General features: G+C 64.9%; 20 protein-coding genes. 6 read left to right on the top strand and 14 right to left on the bottom strand.

The annotated features are described in order from the left end of the window. Positions 1 to 29: 29 nt before the first annotated feature. Positions 30 to 770, top strand: coding sequence for a GntR family transcriptional regulator (locus KT882_RS08735; protein ID WP_228895336.1), 741 nt, complete (start codon positions 30 to 32; stop codon positions 768 to 770). A 121-nt stretch (positions 771 to 891) separates the two neighbouring features. Here the strand turns inward: KT882_RS08735 and KT882_RS08730 are convergent, their stop codons facing one another. The 8 genes from KT882_RS08730 to rpsP all read right to left on the bottom strand — a co-directional run bounded on the left by KT882_RS08730 (position 892) and on the right by rpsP (position 8,033). Continuing rightward, complete coding sequence (locus tag KT882_RS08730) at positions 892 to 3,609, bottom strand: M16 family metallopeptidase (RefSeq protein ID WP_161072460.1); 2,718 nt, start codon at positions 3,607 to 3,609, stop codon at positions 892 to 894. Between the two features lie 45 nt (positions 3,610 to 3,654). Then, positions 3,655 to 3,993 (bottom strand): DUF3579 domain-containing protein, encoded by a 339-nt coding sequence (locus KT882_RS08725; RefSeq protein WP_056403193.1) that lies wholly within the window; start codon positions 3,991 to 3,993, stop codon positions 3,655 to 3,657. A 172-nt stretch (positions 3,994 to 4,165) separates the two neighbouring features. Continuing rightward, complete coding sequence (locus tag KT882_RS08720) at positions 4,166 to 5,125, bottom strand: CobD/CbiB family protein (protein WP_161072461.1); 960 nt, start codon at positions 5,123 to 5,125, stop codon at positions 4,166 to 4,168. A gap of 84 nt (positions 5,126 to 5,209) precedes the next feature. Continuing rightward, on the bottom strand, positions 5,210 to 5,869 hold the full coding sequence (locus KT882_RS08715) for a CoA pyrophosphatase (RefSeq protein ID WP_161072462.1): 660 nt from the start codon (positions 5,867 to 5,869) through the stop codon (positions 5,210 to 5,212). Positions 5,870 to 5,954: 85 nt separating this feature from the next. Continuing rightward, positions 5,955 to 6,341: a 50S ribosomal protein L19 gene (gene rplS / locus KT882_RS08710; RefSeq protein WP_056403202.1), complete on the bottom strand. Its 387-nt coding sequence runs from the start codon at positions 6,339 to 6,341 to the stop codon at positions 5,955 to 5,957. A gap of 89 nt (positions 6,342 to 6,430) precedes the next feature. Further along, positions 6,431 to 7,192: a tRNA (guanosine(37)-N1)-methyltransferase TrmD gene (trmD, locus tag KT882_RS08705; protein WP_161072463.1), complete on the bottom strand. Its 762-nt coding sequence runs from the start codon at positions 7,190 to 7,192 to the stop codon at positions 6,431 to 6,433. A gap of 13 nt (positions 7,193 to 7,205) precedes the next feature. Then, complete coding sequence (gene rimM, locus KT882_RS08700; protein ID WP_228895334.1) at positions 7,206 to 7,745, bottom strand: ribosome maturation factor RimM; 540 nt, start codon at positions 7,743 to 7,745, stop codon at positions 7,206 to 7,208. 39 nt (positions 7,746 to 7,784) lie between these two features. Next, entirely contained in the window at positions 7,785 to 8,033 is a 249-nt protein-coding gene (rpsP, locus tag KT882_RS08695; RefSeq protein ID WP_056403210.1) for a 30S ribosomal protein S16, read from the bottom strand. Positions 8,034 to 8,249: 216 nt separating this feature from the next. Between rpsP and KT882_RS08690 the strand changes: the two genes are divergently transcribed. The 4 genes from KT882_RS08690 to KT882_RS08675 all read left to right on the top strand — a co-directional run bounded on the left by KT882_RS08690 (position 8,250) and on the right by KT882_RS08675 (position 11,495). Further along, positions 8,250 to 8,666 carry an NINE protein gene (locus KT882_RS08690; protein ID WP_161072465.1) on the top strand — a complete coding sequence of 139 codons (417 nt, stop codon included), beginning with the start codon at positions 8,250 to 8,252 and terminating at the stop codon, positions 8,664 to 8,666. Between the two features lie 24 nt (positions 8,667 to 8,690). Next, on the top strand, positions 8,691 to 9,530 hold the full coding sequence (locus KT882_RS08685; protein ID WP_161072466.1) for a TIGR02285 family protein: 840 nt from the start codon (positions 8,691 to 8,693) through the stop codon (positions 9,528 to 9,530). Further along, positions 9,527 to 10,840, top strand: coding sequence for a GGDEF domain-containing protein (locus tag KT882_RS08680; RefSeq protein ID WP_228895332.1), 1,314 nt, complete (start codon positions 9,527 to 9,529; stop codon positions 10,838 to 10,840). Before KT882_RS08685 ends, KT882_RS08680 begins: the two co-directional genes overlap by 4 nt. 61 nt (positions 10,841 to 10,901) lie before the next feature. Then, a complete protein-coding gene (locus KT882_RS08675) occupies positions 10,902 to 11,495 on the top strand; it encodes an outer membrane lipoprotein (protein ID WP_161072468.1) in 594 nt (197 codons plus the stop codon). A 23-nt stretch (positions 11,496 to 11,518) separates the two neighbouring features. Here KT882_RS08675 and KT882_RS08670 read toward each other — a convergent pair whose 3' ends face one another. The 6 genes from KT882_RS08670 to alaS all read right to left on the bottom strand — a co-directional run bounded on the left by KT882_RS08670 (position 11,519) and on the right by alaS (position 19,090). Continuing rightward, the gene (locus tag KT882_RS08670) at positions 11,519 to 12,139 is read right to left on the bottom strand and encodes a LysE family translocator (RefSeq protein ID WP_161072469.1); all 621 of its coding nucleotides are present in this window, start codon (positions 12,137 to 12,139) and stop codon (positions 11,519 to 11,521) included. Between the two features lie 147 nt (positions 12,140 to 12,286). Further along, positions 12,287 to 14,077, bottom strand: coding sequence for an acyl-CoA dehydrogenase (locus KT882_RS08665; protein ID WP_228895330.1), 1,791 nt, complete (start codon positions 14,075 to 14,077; stop codon positions 12,287 to 12,289). Between the two features lie 74 nt (positions 14,078 to 14,151). Beyond that, positions 14,152 to 15,084 (bottom strand): electron transfer flavoprotein subunit alpha/FixB family protein, encoded by a 933-nt coding sequence (locus tag KT882_RS08660; protein WP_161072471.1) that lies wholly within the window; start codon positions 15,082 to 15,084, stop codon positions 14,152 to 14,154. A gap of 12 nt (positions 15,085 to 15,096) precedes the next feature. After that, positions 15,097 to 15,846 (bottom strand): electron transfer flavoprotein subunit beta/FixA family protein, encoded by a 750-nt coding sequence (locus tag KT882_RS08655; RefSeq protein WP_228895329.1) that lies wholly within the window; start codon positions 15,844 to 15,846, stop codon positions 15,097 to 15,099. Between the two features lie 206 nt (positions 15,847 to 16,052). Beyond that, on the bottom strand, positions 16,053 to 16,280 hold the full coding sequence (locus tag KT882_RS08650; RefSeq protein ID WP_161072488.1) for a sulfurtransferase TusA family protein: 228 nt from the start codon (positions 16,278 to 16,280) through the stop codon (positions 16,053 to 16,055). Between the two features lie 200 nt (positions 16,281 to 16,480). After that, on the bottom strand, positions 16,481 to 19,090 hold the full coding sequence (alaS, locus tag KT882_RS08645; RefSeq protein ID WP_161072473.1) for an alanine--tRNA ligase: 2,610 nt from the start codon (positions 19,088 to 19,090) through the stop codon (positions 16,481 to 16,483). Between the two features lie 233 nt (positions 19,091 to 19,323). On the opposite strand from alaS, the gene KT882_RS08640 reads away from it, so the two are divergent. Then, positions 19,324 to 21,006 (top strand): methyl-accepting chemotaxis protein, encoded by a 1,683-nt coding sequence (locus tag KT882_RS08640; protein WP_161072474.1) that lies wholly within the window; start codon positions 19,324 to 19,326, stop codon positions 21,004 to 21,006. The last annotated feature ends 69 nt before the right edge of the window (positions 21,007 to 21,075 follow it).

The following is a 21,075-nucleotide window of genomic DNA, read 5'->3' as shown; positions in this document are numbered from 1 at the left end:
GCACACGAATGCGCACACGGGGACAAGAGATGACATCGCTTGCAGAGATCATGCAGCACCTGGGGCAGACCAGTAGCCAGCCCCTGTACCAGCAGTTGCAGCGCGCGCTGCGCGAAGCGATAGACAAGCGCCTCTTCGGGCCGGAGGAGGCCCTGCCGGCGGAACGCCAGCTGGCCAACGACCTGTCGATTTCCCGCATCACGGTGCGCAAGGCCATCGACGGACTGGTGGACGAAGGCCTGCTGGTGCGGCGCGCCGGCTCGGGCAACTTCATCAACACGCGGATCGAAAAGAATTTCGCCAAGCTGACCTCTTTTTCGGAGGACATGCGCTCCCGCGGACGCACGCCGCGCAGCGTGTGGCTGAAACGTTCGGAGGGGACGGTGACGCCGGAGGAAGCGCTGCGGCTGCGGCTCAGTCCGGGCGCGCCGGTGTACCGCTTCAACCGCATCCGCTATGCGGACGACATGCCCATGTGCCTGGAATACGCCACCATCGTGGCGGACGCCCTGCCCTCGCTGGACGCGGTGGACGTGTCCATGTACGAGGCGCTGGAACTGGCCGGCAACCGCCCGGTGCGCGCCTTGCAGCGCCTGAGCGCCCTGCTGCTCACGGGCGAACAGGCCGCGCTGCTGCAGGCGAAGGAAGGCGATGCAGGGCTGGCGGTGGAACGGCTAGGCTTCCTGCGCGACGGCCGCGCCGTGGAGTTCTGCCGCTCCTACTTCCGCGGCGACATGTACGACTTCGTCGCCGAGCTGAGCACGCCGTAAAGCCGGCGGGTTACGGCGGCGCGCCGCCTAACCCGCCCTACGGTCCGCACACATCGCGCTTTCGTCACTTCCGTAGGGCGGGTTAGCGGCGTAGCCGCGTAACCCGCCATTGCGCCAACACTTACTTGGCCTTGGCCTGGTCGCCTGCGACCACCACGCTCAGCTTGTTCAGGTCCACCGCCTTGCGGAAGGCCGCGTTCACCTGCGCCGGCGTGAGCGCCTTGAGCTTGTCCTCGTAGGCCTGGCTCCAGGCGTAGGTGCGGTTCAGGTACAGGAAGTTGGCCCAGCCGCCGGCCAGCACATTGTCCTGCGAGCGATTCTGGATGCGCTGCTGCAGCATGCCGGACTTGGCGCCGGCCACTTCCGCCGCCGTAAAGCCGTCCTTCAGCGCGCGCGCCACTTCCTCGTGGATGGCCTGCTCCAGCTTCTTCAGGTTCTGCGGCGCGGCGATGGCCGAGATGCCCAGGTTGCTGGCGCGGTCCACGTCGCTCACACTCAGGCTCGAACCACCGCCATAGGACAGGCCGTCCTTCTGCCGGATGCGGTCCATCAGGCGCGACTTCAAGCCGCCTTCGCCGAGGATGTAGTTGGCCAGCTCCAGCGCCACGAAGTCCGCATCTTCGGTGTTCATGTCGATATTCACCTGCGCCGCGTAGAAGCCGTTCTCCTTGTCCGGCGCATTGATCGACGCGTGCAGCGGCGGGCGCTCCACGTTGACGCTCAGGATGCGCGCGTAATCGGGCTTGCTGGCCCAGTTGCCGAACTCCTCGGCCACCACCGCCTGCAGGGCCGCCGAATCGAAGTCACCCACCACGGCCAGCTCGCCGTGCGAGGCGCCGTAGAATTCGCGGTGGTAGGCCTTCAGCTGGTCCAGCGTCAGCGCCTTGATGGCCTCGATCTGCTCGTCCGTGTTCAGCGCGTAGCGCACGTCGCCCTTCGGATAGTTGTTGTAGTGCTTGGCCAGCGCCGTGGTGGCCAGCACCTGCGGCTCATTGCGCGACGCTTCCACGCCCACCAGCCATTGCTGGCGCAGCTGCTCGAACTCGGCCGCGTCGAAAGCCGGTTCCTTGAGCACGTGCGCGGCCAGGCGCAGCGCGTCGGCCAGGTGGCTGCGCGTAGTGTCGAACTGGTACACATTGCCGGACATCTTCAGCTTTTCCATCGCGTCCGCCAGTTGCGCGCGGCTGTACTTGCTGGTGCCGCGCGTGAGCATGTGGTTGACGGCGGCGGCCACCGTGGCCTTGCCGAACTGGTTCTTCTCGTCGCCCCAGTGCAGGCGCAGATTGACCGACACGGTCTCGCCCCGGTTCTTCTTGGTCAGCAGCGCCAGTTTCAGGCCGCCTATGGTTTTCAGTTCGGTGCGTTTCAGGATATTGGCCTGGCTGGGGTCGAACACCTCGGACACCAGCGTGTTTTCCTTGCCCTTGAAGTCCTGCATCACCTTCTCGATGGACGGCGCGGCGGTGATCTCGGCGCGCTGCGGCTCATCCTCCGGCAGGAAGCTGCCCACGGTGCGGTTGTCGCGCCGCAGGTAGTGCGCGGCGGCCTTGGCCACCTGCTGCGGCGTGACCTTGGCCAGGCTGTCGCGGCCCAGGAAGAGCAGGCGCCAGTCGCCCAGGGCGATCTGTTCGGACAGCGCCACGCCCACCTTCTGCGGGTCGTTCAAGGCCTTCTCTATGCTGTTGCCGACGTTGCGCCGCACGCGCTCCATTTCGTCCTCGCTGGGCGGCGTTTTGGCAAAGCCTTCCACCGCCGCGATCAGCTCCTCGCGCACCGGCTCTATGGGCTGGCCCGCCTTCACCACGGCGCCTATCAATTGCAGGCCCGGCGCGTAGCCGGTCTGGCCGAAGCTGAACACCTGCGCGGCCTTGCCGGTTTCCACCAGCGCCTTGTGCAGGCGGCCGTTCGGCGTGTCGTTCAGGATTTCGGACATGAAGGCGAGCGCGTCGCTGTCGTCATGCAGCGCGGCCGGGATCTTGTAGCCCAGCGCCACGATCTGGATGTCGCCCTTGCGGCGCACGGTGAAGGCGCGCTCGCCGTCCTGCGTGGGCTCCACGGTCCAGAAAGGCGGCAGCTTGCGCTTCGGTTTCGGGATGGCGCCGAAGGTCTTCGAAATCCAGGCCAGCGTCTGCGCCGGATCGAACTTGCCGGCCACCAGCAGCACCGCGTTGTCCGGCTGGTAGTAGGTGCGGTAGAAGGCCTGCAGGTTCTCGATCTTGACGTTCTCGATGTCGCTGCGGTTGCCTATGGTGGAGCGGCCGTAGCTGTGCCAGTCGTAGGCCACGCTCTGCATGCGCTTGAGCAGCACTTCGAAGGGGCTGTTTTCTCCGCTCTCGTACTCGTTGCGCACCACCGTCATTTCCGAGTCCAGGTCCTTTTTTGCGACGAAGGAATTGACCATGCGGTCCGCTTCCATATCGAGCGCCCATTTCAGGTTGTCGCCGCCGGCCTGGAACACCTCGTAGTAGTTGGTGCGGTCGTAGGACGTGGTGCCGTTGTACTCCATGCCGCGGTCGGCGAACTGCTGGGGTATGCTGCGGTTCTTCGGCGCGCCCTTGAACAGCATGTGCTCCAGCAGGTGGGCCATGCCGGTCTCGCCGTAGTTCTCGTGGCGCGAGCCGACCAGGTAGGTGACGTTGACGGTGACGGTGGGCTTGGAGGCGTCCGGGAACAGCAGCACTTTCAGGCCGTTCGGCAGCCGGTATTCGGTGATGCCCTCGACCGAGGGCCCTTTGACCGGGGCGGCCGGCGCGCTGCCGGCGGCGGAGGTGCTTGCAGGAAGCAGGGAGGCGCTGCACAGTAGCAGCGTAAAGGCGTAACCGGACTTGGAAAAATGCATAAGCGTTCGCAGGGCTGGCAAGTGAATGAGAGCCCTATCCTACGCCTATTTTTCTCCGGGCAGGGGCAGGAAGCAGGCGTCCACCACCTGCAAGCCGTTGTCCTTGGCGAAATTGAGAACGAAATGGTAGGCCATCGGTTCGAAGTCCCGCAGCGCTTCGTTCACCACCACCGCCTTGACGCCATTGATATGGGTCGGGCGCACGAAGGTGGAATAACCGAGATGCGAATCTCGGCCGCTGGTGCCTTCCGGACGGAAGCACGACATGACGCCGCACAGGCGGTCGGCCCAGTCGCTGGGACGGAACTGCCTGCCATCGGCGGTGATGCCAAGGATAAAGAACTCGTTGGCCAGTTCTTTGGGGGATTGAGCTGACTCGGCCATAGATACTCGCGGGACCTGGATGCGTGAAAAATCCTAGGTATTATATCTTATAGAAGACCTAAGAAGGTAAGTACTTGATTTGAAACACGCATTGGCGGCCGCGCTGTATGGTCCGCGACCGCCAATCCCGACATTGTAACCCGTTCCGGCTGTCGTTTTTCTTTCAGCACCGTTAGCCCAGCCAGACTGCGCCGGAAAGCAACAGCAGCAGCATCATCCACAACAGCAGCGCGCGCCAGACCAGGCCCACGGTGCTCTGCAGGGCGCGCACGCCCGGCTCCTCGCCCGGCAGCGCGTCGGACTCCATGTCCGAGCTGTCGACCACGGCCGCGTCGGCCGGCAGCACGCGCGCCGCGTTCTCGTGCGGCGTGCCCAGGCGCACGCCCATGGCGCCGCCGCCGGCGGCCAGGATGATGCCGCGCGCCTCGTCCGCCCAGCGGTGGGCGAAGTTGCGCCAGGCGTAGATGGCGTCCTCGAAATTGCCCACCACGGCGAAGGCCACGGCGGTCAGGCGCACGGGAATCCAGTCTATCCAGTAGAAGGCCTTGGTGGCGAACTCGCCGAAGGCCTCATTGCGCATGTGCTCGGGTTCGGTCCAGGCGCGCGCCAGGTATTCGGACACGCGGTACAGCACCGCGCCGGCCGGGCCGAGCGGCATCAGGAACCAGAAGAACACGCCGAACACATTGCGGTGCGTGGTGATCAGGGCTTTTTCCACGGCGATGCGCGAGATTTCGCCGGCCTCCATGCCCACCGTGTCGAGCTTGGTCCATTCGGCCAGCAGCGCGCGCGCGGCCGCCTCGTCGCCGGCGTTCAGGGCCAGCTGGATGGAGGTGAAATAGTGGCTGTAGTGGCGGAAGCCCAGCGTCAGGTAGACGATCAGCACATTCCATGCGAAGGCGGCCAGGAACCAGTCGTAGCGCAGCAGCACCCAGTAGATCAGCATGGTCGGCGCCATCAGGCTGAACATCATCAGGAACCAGCCCATGCGGCCATGCCTGGAGTCGCCCGCGTTGAACCACGCTTCCATGCGCACGGCCAGGCTCTTGATCTCGGCGTAGATGGGATTATCCGCCCGCAGGGGCTTCATCTGCTCGATCAGCAGCGCGCAAAGAATGGAAAGAAAAGTCATTAAACGTCCTTGAGATTGGCATTGCCGCAATGCCCGCTACGATAGCGCAGCGGCGCGCCGGAATCAAACTTATTAGCGATAACGTCACGCCCGCAAAAAGTGGAACAGGTTGCGCAGCATGCCGGCCGTGGCGCCCCAGATGTAGTAGCGCTGGTAAGGCATGGCGTAGAAGCTGCGCCGCCCGCTGGCCAGCTCGGCCGACAGGCGCTGGTGGTTGCTGCCGTCCATCAGGAAAGCCAGCGGCACCTCGAAGATTTCCGCCACTTCGCCGGAGTCGGCGCGCAGCTCGAACGGCGGGCGCAGCAGCGCCACCACCGGGGTCACGCTGTAGTTGGTGCCGGTGTGGTAGACCGGCAAGGCGCCGATCACTTCGGCATGGCGGCGGTCCAGGCCGATCTCCTCCCAGGCCTCGCGCAAGGCGGTGTCGGCCGGGCTGGCGTCGTACTCCTCGGTGCGGCCGCCGGGAAAGCTGATCTGGCCGGCGTGGCTGCTCAGGTGCTCGGTGCGCTGCGTGAGCAGCAGGCTCAGGCCTTCCGGGCGCTGCACCAGCGGCACCAGCACGGCGGCGGCCTTGGGCGCGGCCTGCGGCGTGAAGCTGGTTTCGGCGTCTTCCGGGGTCCACGGCGGCGGCGCGGCGAAGCGCGCGCGCAGCCAGCCCGCCTCCAGGCGCTCGGCCGGCACGGGAGGCTCGCCGGGAATGGCGTCGATGGGGAGTTGCTGCGGGTCGAACAATAGCTTGGCCATGCCACCTCCAAATAGCGAAAGGGCGCCAGCGGCGCCCTTTTGAAGGGACGCCACCCAGGCGCCCCTGCCCCAAACCCAAACGCGATTAAGCGCTTGCTTTTGCCGCTGCTGGGCGACGGTTTGGCAGTTTTTCTTTGATACGTGCCGATTTGCCCGAACGGTCGCGCAGGTAGTACAGCTTGGCGCGACGTACGTCACCGCGGCGTTTCACTTCGATCGAAGCGATCAGCGGGGAGTACAGCTGGAAGGTACGCTCAACGCCTTCGCCGGACGAGATCTTGCGAACGATGAAGTTCGAGTTCAGGCCACGGTTACGACGGGAGATGACCACGCCTTCGTATGCCTGGGCGCGCTTGCGGGTGCCTTCGACTACGTTGACGTTGACGATCACGGTGTCGCCAGGTGCAAATTCAGGGATGTTTTTGCCCAGGCGAGCAATTTCTTCTTGCTCGAGTTGTTGAATCAGGTTCATTTGATGACTCCAATTACCATCATGCCGGCGCGTACTAAACCCGGTAGAGGATGGGGTTAAACAAGCGGGCAACATGCCCGCCGTCTCTACTACAGTGCCGGTTTTTCTAAACCGGCCAAAAATTTCTCGTCCTGGCGCGTCAGCAAGCCTGCTGCGCGCGCCTTCGGCACTAAATCGGGGCGCTTGCGCGCGGTCGCTTCCAGCATGCGCTGGCGGCGCCATTTTTCTATCTCGGCGTGGTTGCCGCCCATCAGTACCGCGGGCACATCCTCGCCTTCGTAACTCACCGGCCGCGTGTAGTGCGGCGAATCGAGCAGGCCGTTGACAAAGCTGTCTTCGACCGCCGACGCCTCGGTGTTCAGCGCGCCCGGCAGCAGGCGCACCACCGCGTCCATCAATGCCATGGCCGGCAATTCGCCGCCCGACAGCACGAAGTCGCCCAGGCTGATTTCCTCATCGACGCAACGGTCGATCAGGCGCTGGTCCACCGCTTCGTAGCGGCCGCACAGTATCACCAGGCCGGGCTCGGCTTTGAGCTGCATCACGCGTTCGTGGGTCAGCTGCTTGCCTTGCGGCGACATGAACACCACGCGCGGCGCAGGCAAGCCGGCATCCACCTGGCGCTGCCTGGCGGCGCTGATCGCGGCCTCCAGCGGCTTGGCCAGCATCACCATGCCGGGGCCGCCGCCATAGGGGCGGTCATCCACGGTGCGGTGATTGTCGGTGGTGAAGTCGCGCGGATTCCACAGCGACAAATTCCACTTCTGCTGCTCGAACGCACGGCGGGTCACGCCCGATTGCGTCAGCGCGGCAAACATTTCCGGGAACAGCGTTACGACGTCAAATTGCATACAGGCTCCCGGATCAGTAATCCAGGCCCCAGTCCACCGTGATCTTTTTCGCTTCCTTGTCCACCGTAATGATGAACTGGTCCACAAATGGAATCAGGCGCTCTTGCGCCGCGGACTCGGCGTCGCCGGATTCCGCACTGACCGGAGCGGTGATGCGCAGTATCGACTGCGGACCATTGCTCATCATGTCGGCGACGACACCCAGGGCTTCACCCTGCAAATTCTCTACTGCCAGTCCGATCAGGTCGGACCAGTAAAACTCGCCGTCATCCAGCGTGGGGAACTGGCTGCGCGGGATGTACACGCCGGTGCCTTTCAGCGCCTCCGCGAGATCCCGGTCGGTCAGGCCGTCCAGCTGGGTCACGACGTCGCCGCCGTGCAGTTTCGCACGGCGCACGCTGACTTCGTGCAGGCTGGGTTTATCCAGCCACCAGGTCTGGGCATGCAACAAGGCATCCGCGTCGTCGGAAAAGGGGCGAACCCGGATTCCACCAGCTACGCCATAGGCGCCGGAGACAAAGCCCACTTGCACCAGATCGTCGGGGAGTTGCACCCCGGATGCCTTTATATCAGCCAAAACCTGAACGCCGAATTAGGCTGCTTTCTTGTTCGAAGCGACCAGGCGAGCAACGGCTGGGGACAGCTGTGCGCCGACGCCGATCCAGTGAGCCAGACGGTCTTCGGTAATCTTGAATGGTACTTCCTGACCCGAAGCCATTGGGTTGTAGAAGCCAACGCGCTCGATGAAACGGCCATCGCGGCGATTGCGCGAGTCGGTTGCAACGATGTTGAAGAATGGGCGCTTCTTGGCGCCTCCACGAGCTAAACGAATAACGACCATAATATTTCCAAAAAGTGTGCTGAGACGGAAAAAGCCGCAAATTATAGCGCGCTTTCTCATCCTCCAGCAAGCATTAATAACAATTGGGGTGGGTTTGGGGCAATCGAAGATTATCCCCCACTCTGTCCAGCAGGGCAAGCATTGTCTTTAAAAAGGGCTGGGCCGCGCGCGCATTTTGACCGATACTGGCCGTTCCGCCGTTTTTGCCGCCACTCCATGACTTCTAAGCACAAGAACAAGACTTTCGCCACCCTGCTGGCCTTCCTGCTGGGCGGCCTGGGCGCCCACCGCTTCTACCTGCGTGGCGTAAACGATACATGGGGCTGGGTGCATGCGTGCAGCCTGCCCGCCGTCGGCCTGGTGATGGCGGCCGCGCCGCAAGCGGACATTTACTACAAGCTGCTGCCGCTGTTTTTGTCCATGCTGGCGGGCTTCCTGCAAGCGCTGGTGCTGGGCCTGATGTCCGACGAGAAGTGGGACGCCACCTTCAACGCCGGCTCCGGCCGCAGCTCGGAGACGCGCTGGCCGCTGGCCGTGATCCTGGTGGCCACCATGCTGGTCGGCTGCGGCAGCCTCATCGCCACGATATCCCGGCTGTTTGACTTGCTGTACACTGGTGGCGCCTACGGCTGACCCAGCCTTCACCGCTTTCGCCACATGACGTTTCGCCTTACCGCCCTGCTGTGCGCCGCACTTTGCGCCGCCGCCCCGGCCCTCGCCGCCGACCGCCTGAACTGGGGCTGGTTCAATGCCGCCCCTTATATGATCGCCGAGGGCCCCGACAAGGGCCAGGGCATCTTCGACCAGATCCGCGTGCTGCTCAAGGAGGAAATGCCCGGCTACGAGCACAAGGACGTGCAGGCGCCCTTCCCGCGCATCTTCCAGGAGATCAAGAACGGCAATCCCTGGTGCTTTATCGGCGGCGTGAAAAACCCCGAGCGCGAGGCGCTGGCGTATTTCTCCGCCCCGGTGGCGGTGTTCTTGCCGTTTAAGGTGGTGGTGCGGCGCGACCGCCTGGCCGAGTTCGCCGGTCCGGCCGGCGCCAGCATCTCGCTGGCCGAGCTGATGGCACGCGACGGCGTGCGCACCAGCTATCTGCGCGGACGCTCCTTCTCGCCGCAGATCAACGCGCTGCTGGAGCAGCAGGCCAACCGCCAGTACCACTCCGAGTTCAACGAGGCGCTGCAGATGCTGCTGGCGCGGCGCCTGGACTACCTGCTCGAACTGCCCATTATCAGCACCTATTCGGCGCGCCAGCTGGGCCGCGACGGCGAGCTGGCCGCCATTCCCATCCGCGAGCATGGCGAACCGACCGTGAACCGCGTGATGTGCCCGCGCACCGAATGGGGCAAGCAGGTGGTGGCCAAGGTCAACGCGGTGCTGCACGCGCAGCGCAACACGGCACGCTACCGCGCCATCGTGGAGCGCTGGTCCGACGAGGAGTCGGTGCGCATCATCCGCGCCATCTACCCCACCCAGGTCCTGAAATCCGAATGAAAAGCAACCTGGCGGCGCGCCTGCTGCGCATTATCTTCGGCTGCTACTTCATCGTCACGCTGGTGGTCACCTGCGCGCAGCTGGCCGCCGAATACCGCCACACGCAGCAGCGCCTGTCCGAGGAGATCGGCGCCATGGAGCACACCTTCGGCCCCGGCATCACCGGCGCGCTGTGGCGCTTCAACGGCGAGGTGCTGGCCAGCATCGTCACCGGCGTGAAGGCGCTGCCCATCGTCATCGGCGTCAAGGTCGAGGACGAGCAAGGCAAGCTGATGCGCGCCATCGGCACCGTGGACGACGCGCAGGGCCGCCGCATGGAAGCCGGGCCGAACGGCGAGCTGGTGCCGGCCGCCGCGCCGGCGCTGCTGTTCGATCATATCTTCAGCCACAGCTTCCCCGCCGTCTACGTCGACGAGGCCGGCGAACGCCACCAGGTCGGACGCTGGACCATCTACTCCAGCCAGCAGGTGGTGGTGCGCCAGGTGGCCTACGGCTTCTTCCTGATCCTGGTGAACTCCGTCATCAAGACGCTGGCGCTGTGGTTCATCTTCCTCTACGTGATCAAGCGCACGCTGGGCCAGCCGCTGCGCCAGATGAGCGAGTTTGTCGGCCAGCTCAATATCGACAACATCGGCAACCGCCACTTTGTGCTCAAGGACAAGGGCGAGCACGAGCTGCACCAGCTGACCGACAAGCTGAACCAGATGGCCGACACCCTGCGCAAGTCCGTGGCCGAGAACGCCGCGCTGTATGCCGAACTCAAGCAAATGAACCACACGCTGGAGTCGCAGGTGGCCGAGCGCACCCGCGAGTTGCAGCGCGTGGCCAGCACCGACATGCTGACCGGCCTGCACAACCGGCGCAAGCTGGACGAGGTGCTGGGCCACGAGGTGGAGCGCGTGCAGCGCTACGGCGGCGGCCTGGCCGTGATCCTGCTCGACATCGACCACTTCAAGCAGACCAACGACAACTACGGCCATCCGGCCGGCGACCGCGTGCTGGCGGCGGTGGCCGCCATCCTGCGCACCGGCGCGCGCAGCATCGACAGCGTGGGCCGCTGGGGCGGCGAGGAATTCATGGTGATCTGCCCGCAAACCGAGCTGGACGGCGCACGCGCGCTGGCCGACATGCTGCGCCTGCGCATAGGGGCGGCCGACTTCCCCGAGGTGGGCCGCAAGACCTGCTCCTTCGGCGTGGCCGCGCTGGGTCCGGACGAAACACCGTCCTCGCTGGTGGCGCGCGCCGACGCGGCGCTGTACCGGGCCAAGCAGGCCGGCCGCAATGCGGTCGCGCACGATACGGTCGCATAATTGCTGTAAAGCTATTCTCAACGGTTATACTGGAGAAATAAACCAGTCACCGGAGAATGAAATGAATGTACGCGCCCTCACCCTGTCCTTGATGCTGGCCGGCATGGCAACCGCCGTGTCCGCCCAGCCCTACACCAAGGCGCAATACGCGGCCGACACCAAGCAGGCCGCCACCCGCTACGCTGAAGACAAAAAGCTGTGCGCCGAAGAAAGCAGCTCGAGCGCGCGCATGCAGTGCCAGCGCGACGCCAAGACCGAATACGACAAAGCGCTGGCGGCCGCCAAGGCCGACCTGAAGAACGCCGGCGCCAAGCCGGCCGCCTGCAATGACTGCGGCCGCGTGGTGGCGGTCAATGTGGTGGAGAAAAAAGGCGAAGGCAGCGCGGTCGGCGTGATCGCCGGCGGCGTGGCGGGCGCCCTGCTGGGCAACCAGGTGGGCGGCGGCAGCGGCCGCAAGCTGGCCACCATCGCCGGCGCGGCCGGCGGCGCCTACGCCGGCAACAAGGTGGAAGAACACGTCAAGACCACCAAGGCCTGGAACGTGAAAGTCCAGTACGACAACGGCACCCAGGGCGAGTTCAGCTTCGACAAGGATCCGGGCTACGCCAACGGCGATCTGGTGCGCAGCGCCAACGGCACCATCGTGCGCCGCTAAGCAAGCACCAGCGCCGCGCCTGGCTAGGCGCGGCGCGACAGCAGCAAACCGAGGCCGGCGCTGGCCAGCAGGCCGGCGCAGCCCCGGTTGAAGATGCGCTTGCCGCGCGGCTGCGCGAACCAGCGCCGCAAGTGCACACCCATCCACGCATAGGCGGCAATCGCCGCCATCTCCAATACCAGGAACAAAGCGCCCAGCACGGCGAACTGCGCCGCCATGGGCCGGGCCGGGTTGACGAACTGCGGCAGGAAGGCCGTGAAAATCAGGATGGCTTTCGGATTGCCCGCCGCGACCAGGAACTCCTGCCGCGCCAGCTGCATCAGTCCCACGGAAGGCGCGGCCGATTCCGCCTGTTCGCCCGGCGCCGCGCGCCACAGCTGGAAGGCCAGGTAGAACAGATACGCCGCCCCCACCGTCTTGATGCCGTAAAACAGCAGCTCCGACGTATGCAGCACCGCCGCCAGCCCGGCCGACGCCAGCGCAATCATGCCGCCGAACGCCAGCAAGCGCCCCGCTCCGGCGGCGCAGGCGCGCCGGAAACCATAACGGGTGGCATTGCTGATGGAGAGAAGATTATTCGGCCCCGGCGCCATATTCAGCGCGAAGCAGGCAGGCACAAACAGGGCAAGCGTGGACAGTTCCATGGGACCGCTCCAGAAAGTCGATCCCCATTCTACATCGTAGGGCGGGTTAGCAGGCTTTGCCTGCGTAACCCGCCAATACACGCGTTTCGACGGCGTCGGCGGGTTACGGCCCTGCCTAACCCGCCCTACGCCAGGGCTGGGATTGGCTTAGAACTGGTCTTCGCTCAGTGCCAGCACGCCGGCGCTGCCATCGATGATGGCGGTGCGCATGCCCGACGATTGCGCCAGGAAGTGGTCGGCGAAGAAGCGCGCGGTGACGATCTTGGCCTGGTAGAAGCTGGCGTCGCTGCTGCCGGCGTCCAGCTTCTGCTGCGAGATCACGGCGGCGCGCGCCATCTGCCAGCCGCCCAGCACGATGCCGGCCAGCTTCAGGTAGGTCACGCTGCCCGCGAACACGGCCTTGATGTCGGTCCTCATATTGCCCGCCACGTAGTCGACCACCGCTTCCAGGTCGGCCGCGCCTTGCGCCAGGTGCTTGCGGATCGCGGCGAAGTCCGCGCCGTCCAGCTTGGCCAGTTCCGCTTCCGTGGCGCGCACTTGCGCGATCAGGCCCTTGGCGACTTTGCCGCCGTCGCGCACGGTCTTGCGGCCCACCAGGTCGTTGGCCTGGATGGCGGTCGTCCCTTCGTAGATGGTCAGGATCTTGGCGTCGCGGTAGTGCTGCGCCGCGCCGGTTTCTTCGATGAAGCCCATGCCGCCATGCACCTGCACGCCGTCGCGCGCCACGTCCTGCGACAGCTCGGTCGACCAGCCTTTGATAATCGGCACCAGGTATTCATACACGGCCTGGTTCTCGGCGCGGGTGGCCGCGTCCGCGTGGTGGTGGGCCGCGTCGTACAGCGAGGCGCCGACGTAGGCCAGCGCGCGCGCCGCTTCTGTCTGCGAACGCATATTCATCAGCAAACGGCGCACGTCCGGATGGTGGATGATGGAGACCGGACCGGCGGAACCGGCCAGGTCGCGCGACTGTACGCGGTCCTTGGCGAAGGCCACCGCCTGCTGGTAGGCGTTCTCGGACAGGCCTATGCCCTGCATGCCCACGCCGAAGCGGGCCGCGTTCATCATGATGAACATGTATTCCAGGCCGCGGTTCTCTTCGCCCACCAGCGTGCCGATGGCGCCGCCGTTGTCGCCGAACTGCAGCACGGCGGTGGGGCTGGCCTTGATGCCCAGCTTGTGTTCGATCGACACGCAATGCGCGTCGTTGCGCGCGCCCAGCGAGCCGTCCGCGTTGACCATGAACTTGGGCACGATGAACAGCGAGATGCCCTTCACCCCTTCCGGCGCATTCGGCGTGCGCGCCAGCACCAGGTGGATGATGTTCTCGGCCATGTCGTGCTCGCCGTAGGTGATGAAGATCTTGGTGCCGAAGATCTTGTAGGTGCCGTCGTCCTGCGGCACGGCGCGGCTGCGCACGGCGGCCAGGTCGGAGCCGGCTTGCGGCTCGGTCAGGTTCATGGTGCCGGTCCACTTGCCGGTCACCAGCGGCTCCAGATAGGTCGCCTTCATCTCGTCACTGCCTGCGGTCAGCAGCGCTTCGATGGCGCCGTCCGACAGCAGCGCCACCAGCGCGAACGCCAGGTTGGCGCCGTGCAGCATCTCCACGCATGGCGTGCCGACCAGCTTGGGCAGGCCCTGGCCGCCGAAGTCGGCCGGATGCTGCAGGCCTTGCCAGCCAGCTTCGGCGAACTGCTTGAACGCTTCCTTGAAACCCTTGGAGGTGAAGACGTTGCCGTCCTTCCAGTAGCTCGGCTCCTTGTCGCCGGCGTGGTTCAGCGGCGCGATTTCGCCCGCGACGAATTTCGCGCTTTCTTCCAGCACGGCTTCCGCCGTTTCCGGGCTCGCGTCCTCGCAGCCAGGCAGCTGGCTCACGCCTTGCAGGTTGGCCAGTTCGTTCATCACGAACAGCATGTCTTTCAGGGGGGCTTGATAGCTCATCTTCTTCTCTCCAAGAAAAAGGCCACGCGGCGGCGCAGTGCCTTGCCAGCGTGGCCTCGGTACTTCCGCTTTGATTAACCCAGTTCTTTGACCAGTTCAGGCACGATGTCGAACAGATCGCCCACGATGCCGTAGTCGGCCACGGAGAAGATCGGCGCTTCTGGATCCTTGTTGATGGCGACGATGGTCTTCGAGTCCTTCATGCCGGCCAGGTGCTGGATCGCGCCGGAGATGCCGACGGCGATGTACAGCGACGGCGCCACGATCTTGCCGGTCTGGCCCACTTGCCAGTCGTTCGGCACGAAGCCCGCGTCCACGGCGGCGCGCGATGCGCCCATGGCTGCGCCCAGCTTGTCGGCCAGCGGCTCCAGCACTTTGAACGCTTCGCCCGAACCCATGCCACGGCCACCGGATACGATGATCTTGGCGGCGGTCAGCTCTGGACGGTCGGACTTGGCCAGCTCGCGGCCGACGAAGGACGATTTGCCCGAATCGCCAACAGCGGCGATGGTTTCGGTGGCGGCCGAACCGCCGGTGGCGGCAGCCGAGTCGAAACCGGTGGTGCGCACGGTGATGACTTTGACCTTGTCCGACGACTGCACGGTGGCGATCGCGTTGCCGGCGTAGATAGGACGCTCGAAGGTGTCCGGCGAGTCGACCTTGGTGATTTCCGAGATCTGGGCCACGTCCAGCTTGGCGGCCACGCGCGGCAGGATGTTCTTGCCGTAGGCGGTGGCTGGCGCCAGGATGTGCGAGTAAGCACCCGCAACCGCCAGCACCTGCTCGGCCACGTTCTCGGCCAGGCCATCGGCGAAGTGGGCGGCGTCGGCCAGCAGCACTTTGGACACGCCGGCGATCTGCGCGGCTTGCGCTGCGGCGGCGGCGGCGTTGGAACCGGCCACCAGCACGTGCACGTCGCCGCCGCACTGGGCAGCTGCGGTGATGGTGTGGTGGGTGCTGCCCTTCAGGCTGGCGTTGTCGTGTTCAGCAATAACTAATGCGACCATGTTGAATATCCTTTAGATGACTTTGGCTTCGGTGCGCAGTTTTGCGACCAGGGTTGCAACGTCCGGCACTTTGATGCCGGCGGAGCGCTTGGATGGCTCGGCAACTTTCAGGGTTTTCAGGCGCGGGGCCACGTCGACGCCCAGGTCTTCCGGCTTGACCACGTCCAGCGGCTTCTTCTTGGCCTTCATGATGTTGGGCAGCGTGACATAGCGCGGCTCGTTCAGGCGCAGGTCGGTGGTGATGATGGCCGGCAGCGTCAGCGCCAAGGTTTCCAGGCCGCCGTCCACTTCGCGGGTCACGGTGGCTTTGCCGTCTTCCAGCACCACTTTCGAGGCGAAGGTCGCTTGCGGCCAGCCCAGCAGGGCTGCCAGCATCTGGCCGGTCTGGTTGGAGTCGTCGTCGATGGCTTGCTTGCCCAGGATGACCAGCTGCGGCTGTTCCTTGTCGACCAGCGCTTTCAGCAGCTTGGCCACGGCCAGCGGTTCCAGTTCGGTCGTGGTCTCCACCAGGATGCCACGGTCCGCGCCGATCGCCATGCCGGTGCGCAGGGTTTCCTGGCACTGGGTCACGCCGCAGGACACTGCCACCACTTCGGTGACCTTGCCGGCTTCTTTCAGGCGGGTCGCTTCTTCCAGTGCGATCTCGTCGAACGGGTTCATCGACATTTTGACGTTGGCGATGTCCACGCCAGTGCCGTCGGATTTGACGCGCACCTTGACGTTGTAGTCGACCACGCGTTTGACGGGTACCAAGACTTTCATAGCTCTGCCTTTGGGAAAATTAATAAAGTGTGAACTGATATGTGGGCTAGATTATATGAGAAATTCAATCATCAGGCTGAATTAAAGCACGATCGTGCGTTTTTTTGCTAGTAGAAATCGTCTAATTACAACCTTGCGCATCACATCGTGGAGTGCCTGCCGACAAGGGAGCCAGCCCGGCTCCCTGCTGAGAAAGAACTGCTAGCTTACTTGCGTTGCATCAAAAATACAAATTCCGTACCGTGCTGTGCGTGCGACAGCAGCGCGTTGCCGGTTTGCTTGGCGAACGCCTGGAAGTCGCGCACGGAACCGGGGTCGGTCGCCATGATGCGCAGCACTTCGCCACTCTGCAGTTCGGCCAGGGCCTTTTTAGCCTTCAGAATCGGCAACGGGCAGTTCAAGCCCCGTGCATCGAGTTCTTTTTGAAATTCCATGATTTCGGTATCAACTAGGGTGTCGCTCATCAAAATCCCACAAATTGGTTGACCAGTTCTGCACAGTCTACTCCAATTCGGCGATTGTGACGCGGTGCACCAAAATAGTTCCTCTCTCGTTGCAAGTTCACAACGAGAGCAGTCATTAAATTAACAGTCCGCGCTTGCGCGCGGACTGCACTCTTGCTTGCTTTTCGCTCTTAAGCGCGCTGTTCCACCCATGCGGCAACGCCAGCCAGGGCGCCCGGCAGGGCTGCAGCATCGGTGCCGCCGGCTTGCGCCATATCGGGGCGTCCGCCACCTTTTCCGCCCACTTGCTGTGCAACAAAGTTCACAAGTTCGCCCGCCTTGACCTTGGAAGTGGCATCCGCAGTCACGCCGGCGATCAGGGAAACCTTGCCGTCGGCAACGCTGGCCAGCACGATGGCGGCGGTTTTCAGCTTGTCCTTCAGCTTGTCCATGGTCTCGCGCAGGGTGGCCACGTCGGCGCCTTCCAGCGTTGCCGCCAGCACCTTGATGCCCTTGATTTCCACGGCCTGCGTGGCCAGCTCGTCGCCCTGGCCGGAAGCCAGCTTCGATTTCAGCGCGGCCAGTTCCTTCTCCAGCGCCTTCACGTGATCCTGCACGGCGGCGATCTTCACGGTCAGCTCGTCCGGATTGGCCTTCAGCACGGCAGCGGCTTCGCCCAGCTTGCGGGTCAGGCCCTGCACCAGCGCCAGCGCGCCCTCGCCGGTCACCGCTTCCACGCGGCGGATGCCGGCTGCAACGCCGCCTTCCGACACGATCTTGAACAGGCCGATGTCGCCGGTGCGCTGCACGTGCACGCCGCCGCACAGCTCTTTCGAGGAGCCGATGTCCATCACGCGCACTTCGTCGCCGTACTTCTCGCCGAACAGCGCCATGGCGCCGTGCTTGACCGCGTCGTCAAACGACATATTGTGCGACTGGGTGGCCGCGTTCGCCAGGATCTCGGCATTCACGATGGCTTCCACCCTGGCGATTTCCTCGGCCGTCAGCGCAGCGTTGTGGCTGAAGTCGAAACGGGCTTTGTCCGGATCAACCAGCGAGCCCTTCTGCGACACGTGCGAACCCAGCACTTCGCGCAGGGCTTTGTGCATCAGGTGGGTGGCGGAGTGGTTGCGGATGGTGCGGCCGCGGCTGGCGGTGTCCACCTTGGCCGAGACGGCGTCGCCCACTTTCAGCGTGCCCTTGGACAGCACGCCGTGCTGGCCGAACACGTCCGCCTGGATCTTCAGCGTGTCTTCCACGTCGAACTGCGCGCCCGCGGTGGCGATCACGCCCTGGTCGCCCACCTGGCCGCCCGATTCAGCGTAGAAGGGCGTGGTGTCCAGCACCACGATGCCCTGCTCGCCCGCTTTCAGTTCCTGCACCGGCGCGCCGTTGGCGTACAGGGCGATCACTTTGGCGTCCTGCGCCAGCAGGTCGTAGCCGACGAACTTGGTCTTCTCGCCGCTGTATTCCACGTTGGCGGCCATCTTGAACTTGCCGGCGGCGCGCGCGGTCTTCTTCTGCTGCTCCATGGCGGCGTGGAAACCGGCCTCGTCCAGCGTCACTTCGCGTTCGCGGCAGATGTCGGCGGTCAGGTCCAGCGGGAAGCCGTAGGTGTCGTACAGCGTGAAGGCGGTGGCGCCGTCCAGGTTTTTCGCGTCCTTGGCCAGCTGCGCTTCCAGGATCTTCATGCCGTGTTCCAGCGTTTCGCCGAAACGCTCTTCCTCGGCCTTGAGCACCTGGGCCACGCGGGCGGCGGCTTCGTTCAGCTCGGGATAGGCGGTGCCCATCTCGGTGTTCAGGTCGGCCACCAGCTTGTAGAAGAAGGGCTTGGTCTGGCCCAGCTTGTGGCCGTGGCGCAGCGCGCGGCGGATGATGCGGCGCAGCACATAGCCGTGGCCTTCCGAGCCGGGGATGATGCCGTCGACGATCAGGAAGGAGGCGGCGCGGATGTGGTCGGCGATCACGCGCAGCGACTTCGATTCCAGGTCGGTGGCGCCGGTTTCGCGCGCGGCGGCCTTGATCAGGTTCTGGAACAGGTCGATTTCATAGTTGCTGTGCACGTGCTGCAGCACGGCGGCCAGGCGCTCCATGCCCATGCCGGTGTCCACGCACGGCTTCGGCAGCTTGTTCATATTGCCCGCTTCGTCGCGGTTGAACTGCATGAACACCAGGTTCCAGATCTCGATGAAGCGGTCGCCGTCTTCTTCCGGCGAGCCTGGAGGGCCGCCCCAGATGTCGGCGCCGTGGTCGTAGAAGATCTCGGTGCACGGGCCGCATGGGCCGACGTCGGCCATCTGCCAGAAGTTGTCCGACGCGTAGCGCGAACCCTTGTTGTCGCCGATGCGGATGATGCGCTCTTTCGGCACGCCGATCTCGTTGGCCCAGATGTCGTAGGCTTCGTCGTCCTCGATGTAGACGGTGACGGTCAGCTTCTCGGCCGGCAGCATGTAGACCTTGGTCAGCAGCTCCCAGGCGTAGTTGATGGCGTCGCGCTTGAAGTAGTCGCCGAAGCTGAAGTTGCCCAGCATTTCGAAGAAGGTGTGGTGGCGCGCGGTGTAGCCGACGTTTTCCAGGTCGTTGTGCTTGCCGCCGGCGCGCACGCAGCGCTGCACGGTGGTGGCGCGCGAATACGGGCGGCTGTCCAGACCCAGGAACACGTCCTTGAATTGAACCATGCCGGAGTTGGTCAACAGCATGGTCGGGTCATTGCCTGGCACCAGCGGGCTGGAACGGACGATCGTGTGACCCTTGGACTCGAAGAATTTAAGGAACTTCTCGCGGATTTCAGATGATTTCATGTCGTATTGGTTAAGTTGCTGGCTGGTGCAAAGGGTTGATTATACGTGAAGTGGCGGCCGGAAAATCAGAGCACAGCGTCGGATCGCCCGCTTGAGCGAAGCGCCGGGCGTTGCCGCCTTGCGACAAAGGCAAGAAAGCGCCGGCGAGCCGCAGCCAAGGGCCAGCATAATCCTTATACTGAAACTGCACTTGGCGCCCCGCCATCCGTCCCATCACACTGTGAAAGGCTGTCATGCTCAACCATCTCTTGCTGCGGACCAAGTTGATATTGCTGCTGGTGCTAGCCATCCTGGGCGTGGCCCTGGTGGGGGCGGCGGGCCTGGCCGGGCTGCGCAGCGCCAGCGCCGGGTTCGCCGAGGTGGCCGACGTGCGCCTGCCCTCGCTGGTGGGCCTGTACCAGATGAAACTGGGCAACCGCGAAGTGCGCATCGGCGCGCTGACCGTGTTCCGCCTGCTGGAAGACCCCAAAAACGTGGGCAAGATCGCGGCCCAGGCCGACGTGATGCGGGCCGGCTTCGCCGAAGTGGCGGCCGGACGCAAGATTTACGATCCCCTGCCCCAGACCGCCGAGGAAGCCGTGCTGTACAAGGACTTCCTGGCGGCGTGGGAACTGCGCCAGAAAGGCGGCGAGCGCGTGATCGCGGCGGCCGAGCGGCTGGCGCGCGGCGGCGACGCGGCCGCCATGAAGCTGGCCACCGAGGACTTCACCCAGGCCACCGTCGACGTGGCGCCCCATGTGGCCTCGGTGCAGGCGGCGCTGGACAAAATCGTGGCGCTCAACGTCAAGGTGGCCGAAACCGCCAACGCCGAAGCGGGCGCGGCCATTGCCGCCTCCCAGCGCAATATGGCGATTATCTTCGGCGTGGCGGCGCTGCTGGTGGCGGCGATGGGCATCCTCATCCTGCGCAACACGCTGCGCCAGCTGGGCGGCGACCCGGCTTACGCGGCCGGCATCGTCAACCGGGTGGCGGACGGCGACCTGACGGTGCAGATCGAGACCAGTTCCGGCGACCACGACAGCCTCCTGTACAGCATGAAAAACATGGTCGAGCGCCTGGCCGACGTGGTGGGCCGCGTCAACAGCAGCGCCGACGCGCTGGCCAGCGCCTCCGAACAGGTGAGCGGCACGGCGCAGTCGCTGTCGCAGGCCGCCACCGAACAGGCCGCCAGTGTGGAGGAAACCAGCGCCTCGGTCGAGCAGATGACGGCCTCGGTGGCGCAGAACACGGAGAACGCCCGCGTCACCGACAGCATGGCCAGCCAGGCCGCCGCCGAGGCGGTGGAAGGCGGCGGCGCGGTGGGCGGCACGGTGGACGCCATGCGCCAGATCGCCCGGAAAATCGGCATCATCGACGACATCGCCTACCAGACCAATCTGCTGGCGCTGAACGCCGCCATCGAGGCGGCGCGCGCGGGCGAGCACGGCAAGGGCTTCGCCGTGGTGGCGGCCGAGGTGCGCAAGCTGGCCGAGCGCTCGCAGGTGGCGGCGCAGGAAATCGGCGAAGTGGCGGGCAGCAGCGTGGACCTGGCGGAACGGGCCGGCAAGCTGCTCAGCCAGATGGTCCCCAATATCCAGCGCACCTCCGGCCTGGTGCAGGAGATCAGCGCCGCCTCGGAAGAGCAATCGACCGGGCTGGCGCAGATCAATTCGGCCATCAGCCAGCTCAGCCAGGCCACCCAGCAGAATGCAGCCGGCTCCGAGCAGCTGGCCGCCACCGCCGAGGAAATGAGCTCCCAGGCCGAAGACCTGCAGCGCACCATGGGATTCTTCAACACCGGCGCCGGCAAGGCCGCGCCGCGCCCGGCGCGCGCCGTCCGCAACACGGGGCGCCAGCCGGCCTCGGGCCGGCACAGCGGCGCGCCGCTGCAGGCGGCCGACTGGGAACCGGACCCGGCCAGCTTCGAGCGCTACTAGCCAGTCCTGGCGGGTTACGCGGCAGCGCCGCTAACCCGCCCTACACTGAGGACCAGGCGCTGGTGCATG

The sequence above is a fragment of the Pseudoduganella aquatica genome, assembly GCF_020865585.1.
GTDB classification, from domain to species: Bacteria; Pseudomonadota; Gammaproteobacteria; order Burkholderiales; family Burkholderiaceae_D; genus Rugamonas; species Rugamonas aquatica_A.
The sequence above is the reverse complement of the archived record's forward strand: the minus strand, read 5'-3'. Positions and strand labels throughout refer to the sequence as shown.

What these genes read in the sequence shown, in the direction of transcription:
- KT882_RS08735 (WP_228895336.1), top strand. Translation starts at nt 30, where the DNA reads ATGACATCGCTTGCAGAGATCATGCAGCACCTGGGGCAGACCAGTAGC.
- KT882_RS08730 (WP_161072460.1), bottom strand. Translation starts at nt 3,609, where the DNA reads ATGCATTTTTCCAAGTCCGGTTACGCCTTTACGCTGCTACTGTGCAGC.
- KT882_RS08725 (WP_056403193.1), bottom strand. Translation starts at nt 3,993, where the DNA reads ATGGCCGAGTCAGCTCAATCCCCCAAAGAACTGGCCAACGAGTTCTTT.
- KT882_RS08720 (WP_161072461.1), bottom strand. Translation starts at nt 5,125, where the DNA reads ATGACTTTTCTTTCCATTCTTTGCGCGCTGCTGATCGAGCAGATGAAG.
- KT882_RS08715 (WP_161072462.1), bottom strand. Translation starts at nt 5,869, where the DNA reads ATGGCCAAGCTATTGTTCGACCCGCAGCAACTCCCCATCGACGCCATT.
- rplS (WP_056403202.1), bottom strand. Translation starts at nt 6,341, where the DNA reads ATGAACCTGATTCAACAACTCGAGCAAGAAGAAATTGCTCGCCTGGGC.
- trmD (WP_161072463.1), bottom strand. Translation starts at nt 7,192, where the DNA reads ATGCAATTTGACGTCGTAACGCTGTTCCCGGAAATGTTTGCCGCGCTG.
- rpsP (WP_056403210.1), bottom strand. Translation starts at nt 8,033, where the DNA reads ATGGTCGTTATTCGTTTAGCTCGTGGAGGCGCCAAGAAGCGCCCATTC.
- KT882_RS08690 (WP_161072465.1), top strand. Translation starts at nt 8,250, where the DNA reads ATGACTTCTAAGCACAAGAACAAGACTTTCGCCACCCTGCTGGCCTTC.
- KT882_RS08685 (WP_161072466.1), top strand. Translation starts at nt 8,691, where the DNA reads ATGACGTTTCGCCTTACCGCCCTGCTGTGCGCCGCACTTTGCGCCGCC.
- KT882_RS08680 (WP_228895332.1), top strand. Translation starts at nt 9,527, where the DNA reads ATGAAAAGCAACCTGGCGGCGCGCCTGCTGCGCATTATCTTCGGCTGC.
- KT882_RS08675 (WP_161072468.1), top strand. Translation starts at nt 10,902, where the DNA reads ATGAATGTACGCGCCCTCACCCTGTCCTTGATGCTGGCCGGCATGGCA.
- KT882_RS08670 (WP_161072469.1), bottom strand. Translation starts at nt 12,139, where the DNA reads ATGGAACTGTCCACGCTTGCCCTGTTTGTGCCTGCCTGCTTCGCGCTG.
- KT882_RS08665 (WP_228895330.1), bottom strand. Translation starts at nt 14,077, where the DNA reads ATGAGCTATCAAGCCCCCCTGAAAGACATGCTGTTCGTGATGAACGAA.
- KT882_RS08660 (WP_161072471.1), bottom strand. Translation starts at nt 15,084, where the DNA reads ATGGTCGCATTAGTTATTGCTGAACACGACAACGCCAGCCTGAAGGGC.
- KT882_RS08655 (WP_228895329.1), bottom strand. Translation starts at nt 15,846, where the DNA reads ATGAAAGTCTTGGTACCCGTCAAACGCGTGGTCGACTACAACGTCAAG.
- KT882_RS08650 (WP_161072488.1), bottom strand. Translation starts at nt 16,280, where the DNA reads ATGGAATTTCAAAAAGAACTCGATGCACGGGGCTTGAACTGCCCGTTG.
- alaS (WP_161072473.1), bottom strand. Translation starts at nt 19,090, where the DNA reads ATGAAATCATCTGAAATCCGCGAGAAGTTCCTTAAATTCTTCGAGTCC.
- KT882_RS08640 (WP_161072474.1), top strand. Translation starts at nt 19,324, where the DNA reads ATGCTCAACCATCTCTTGCTGCGGACCAAGTTGATATTGCTGCTGGTG.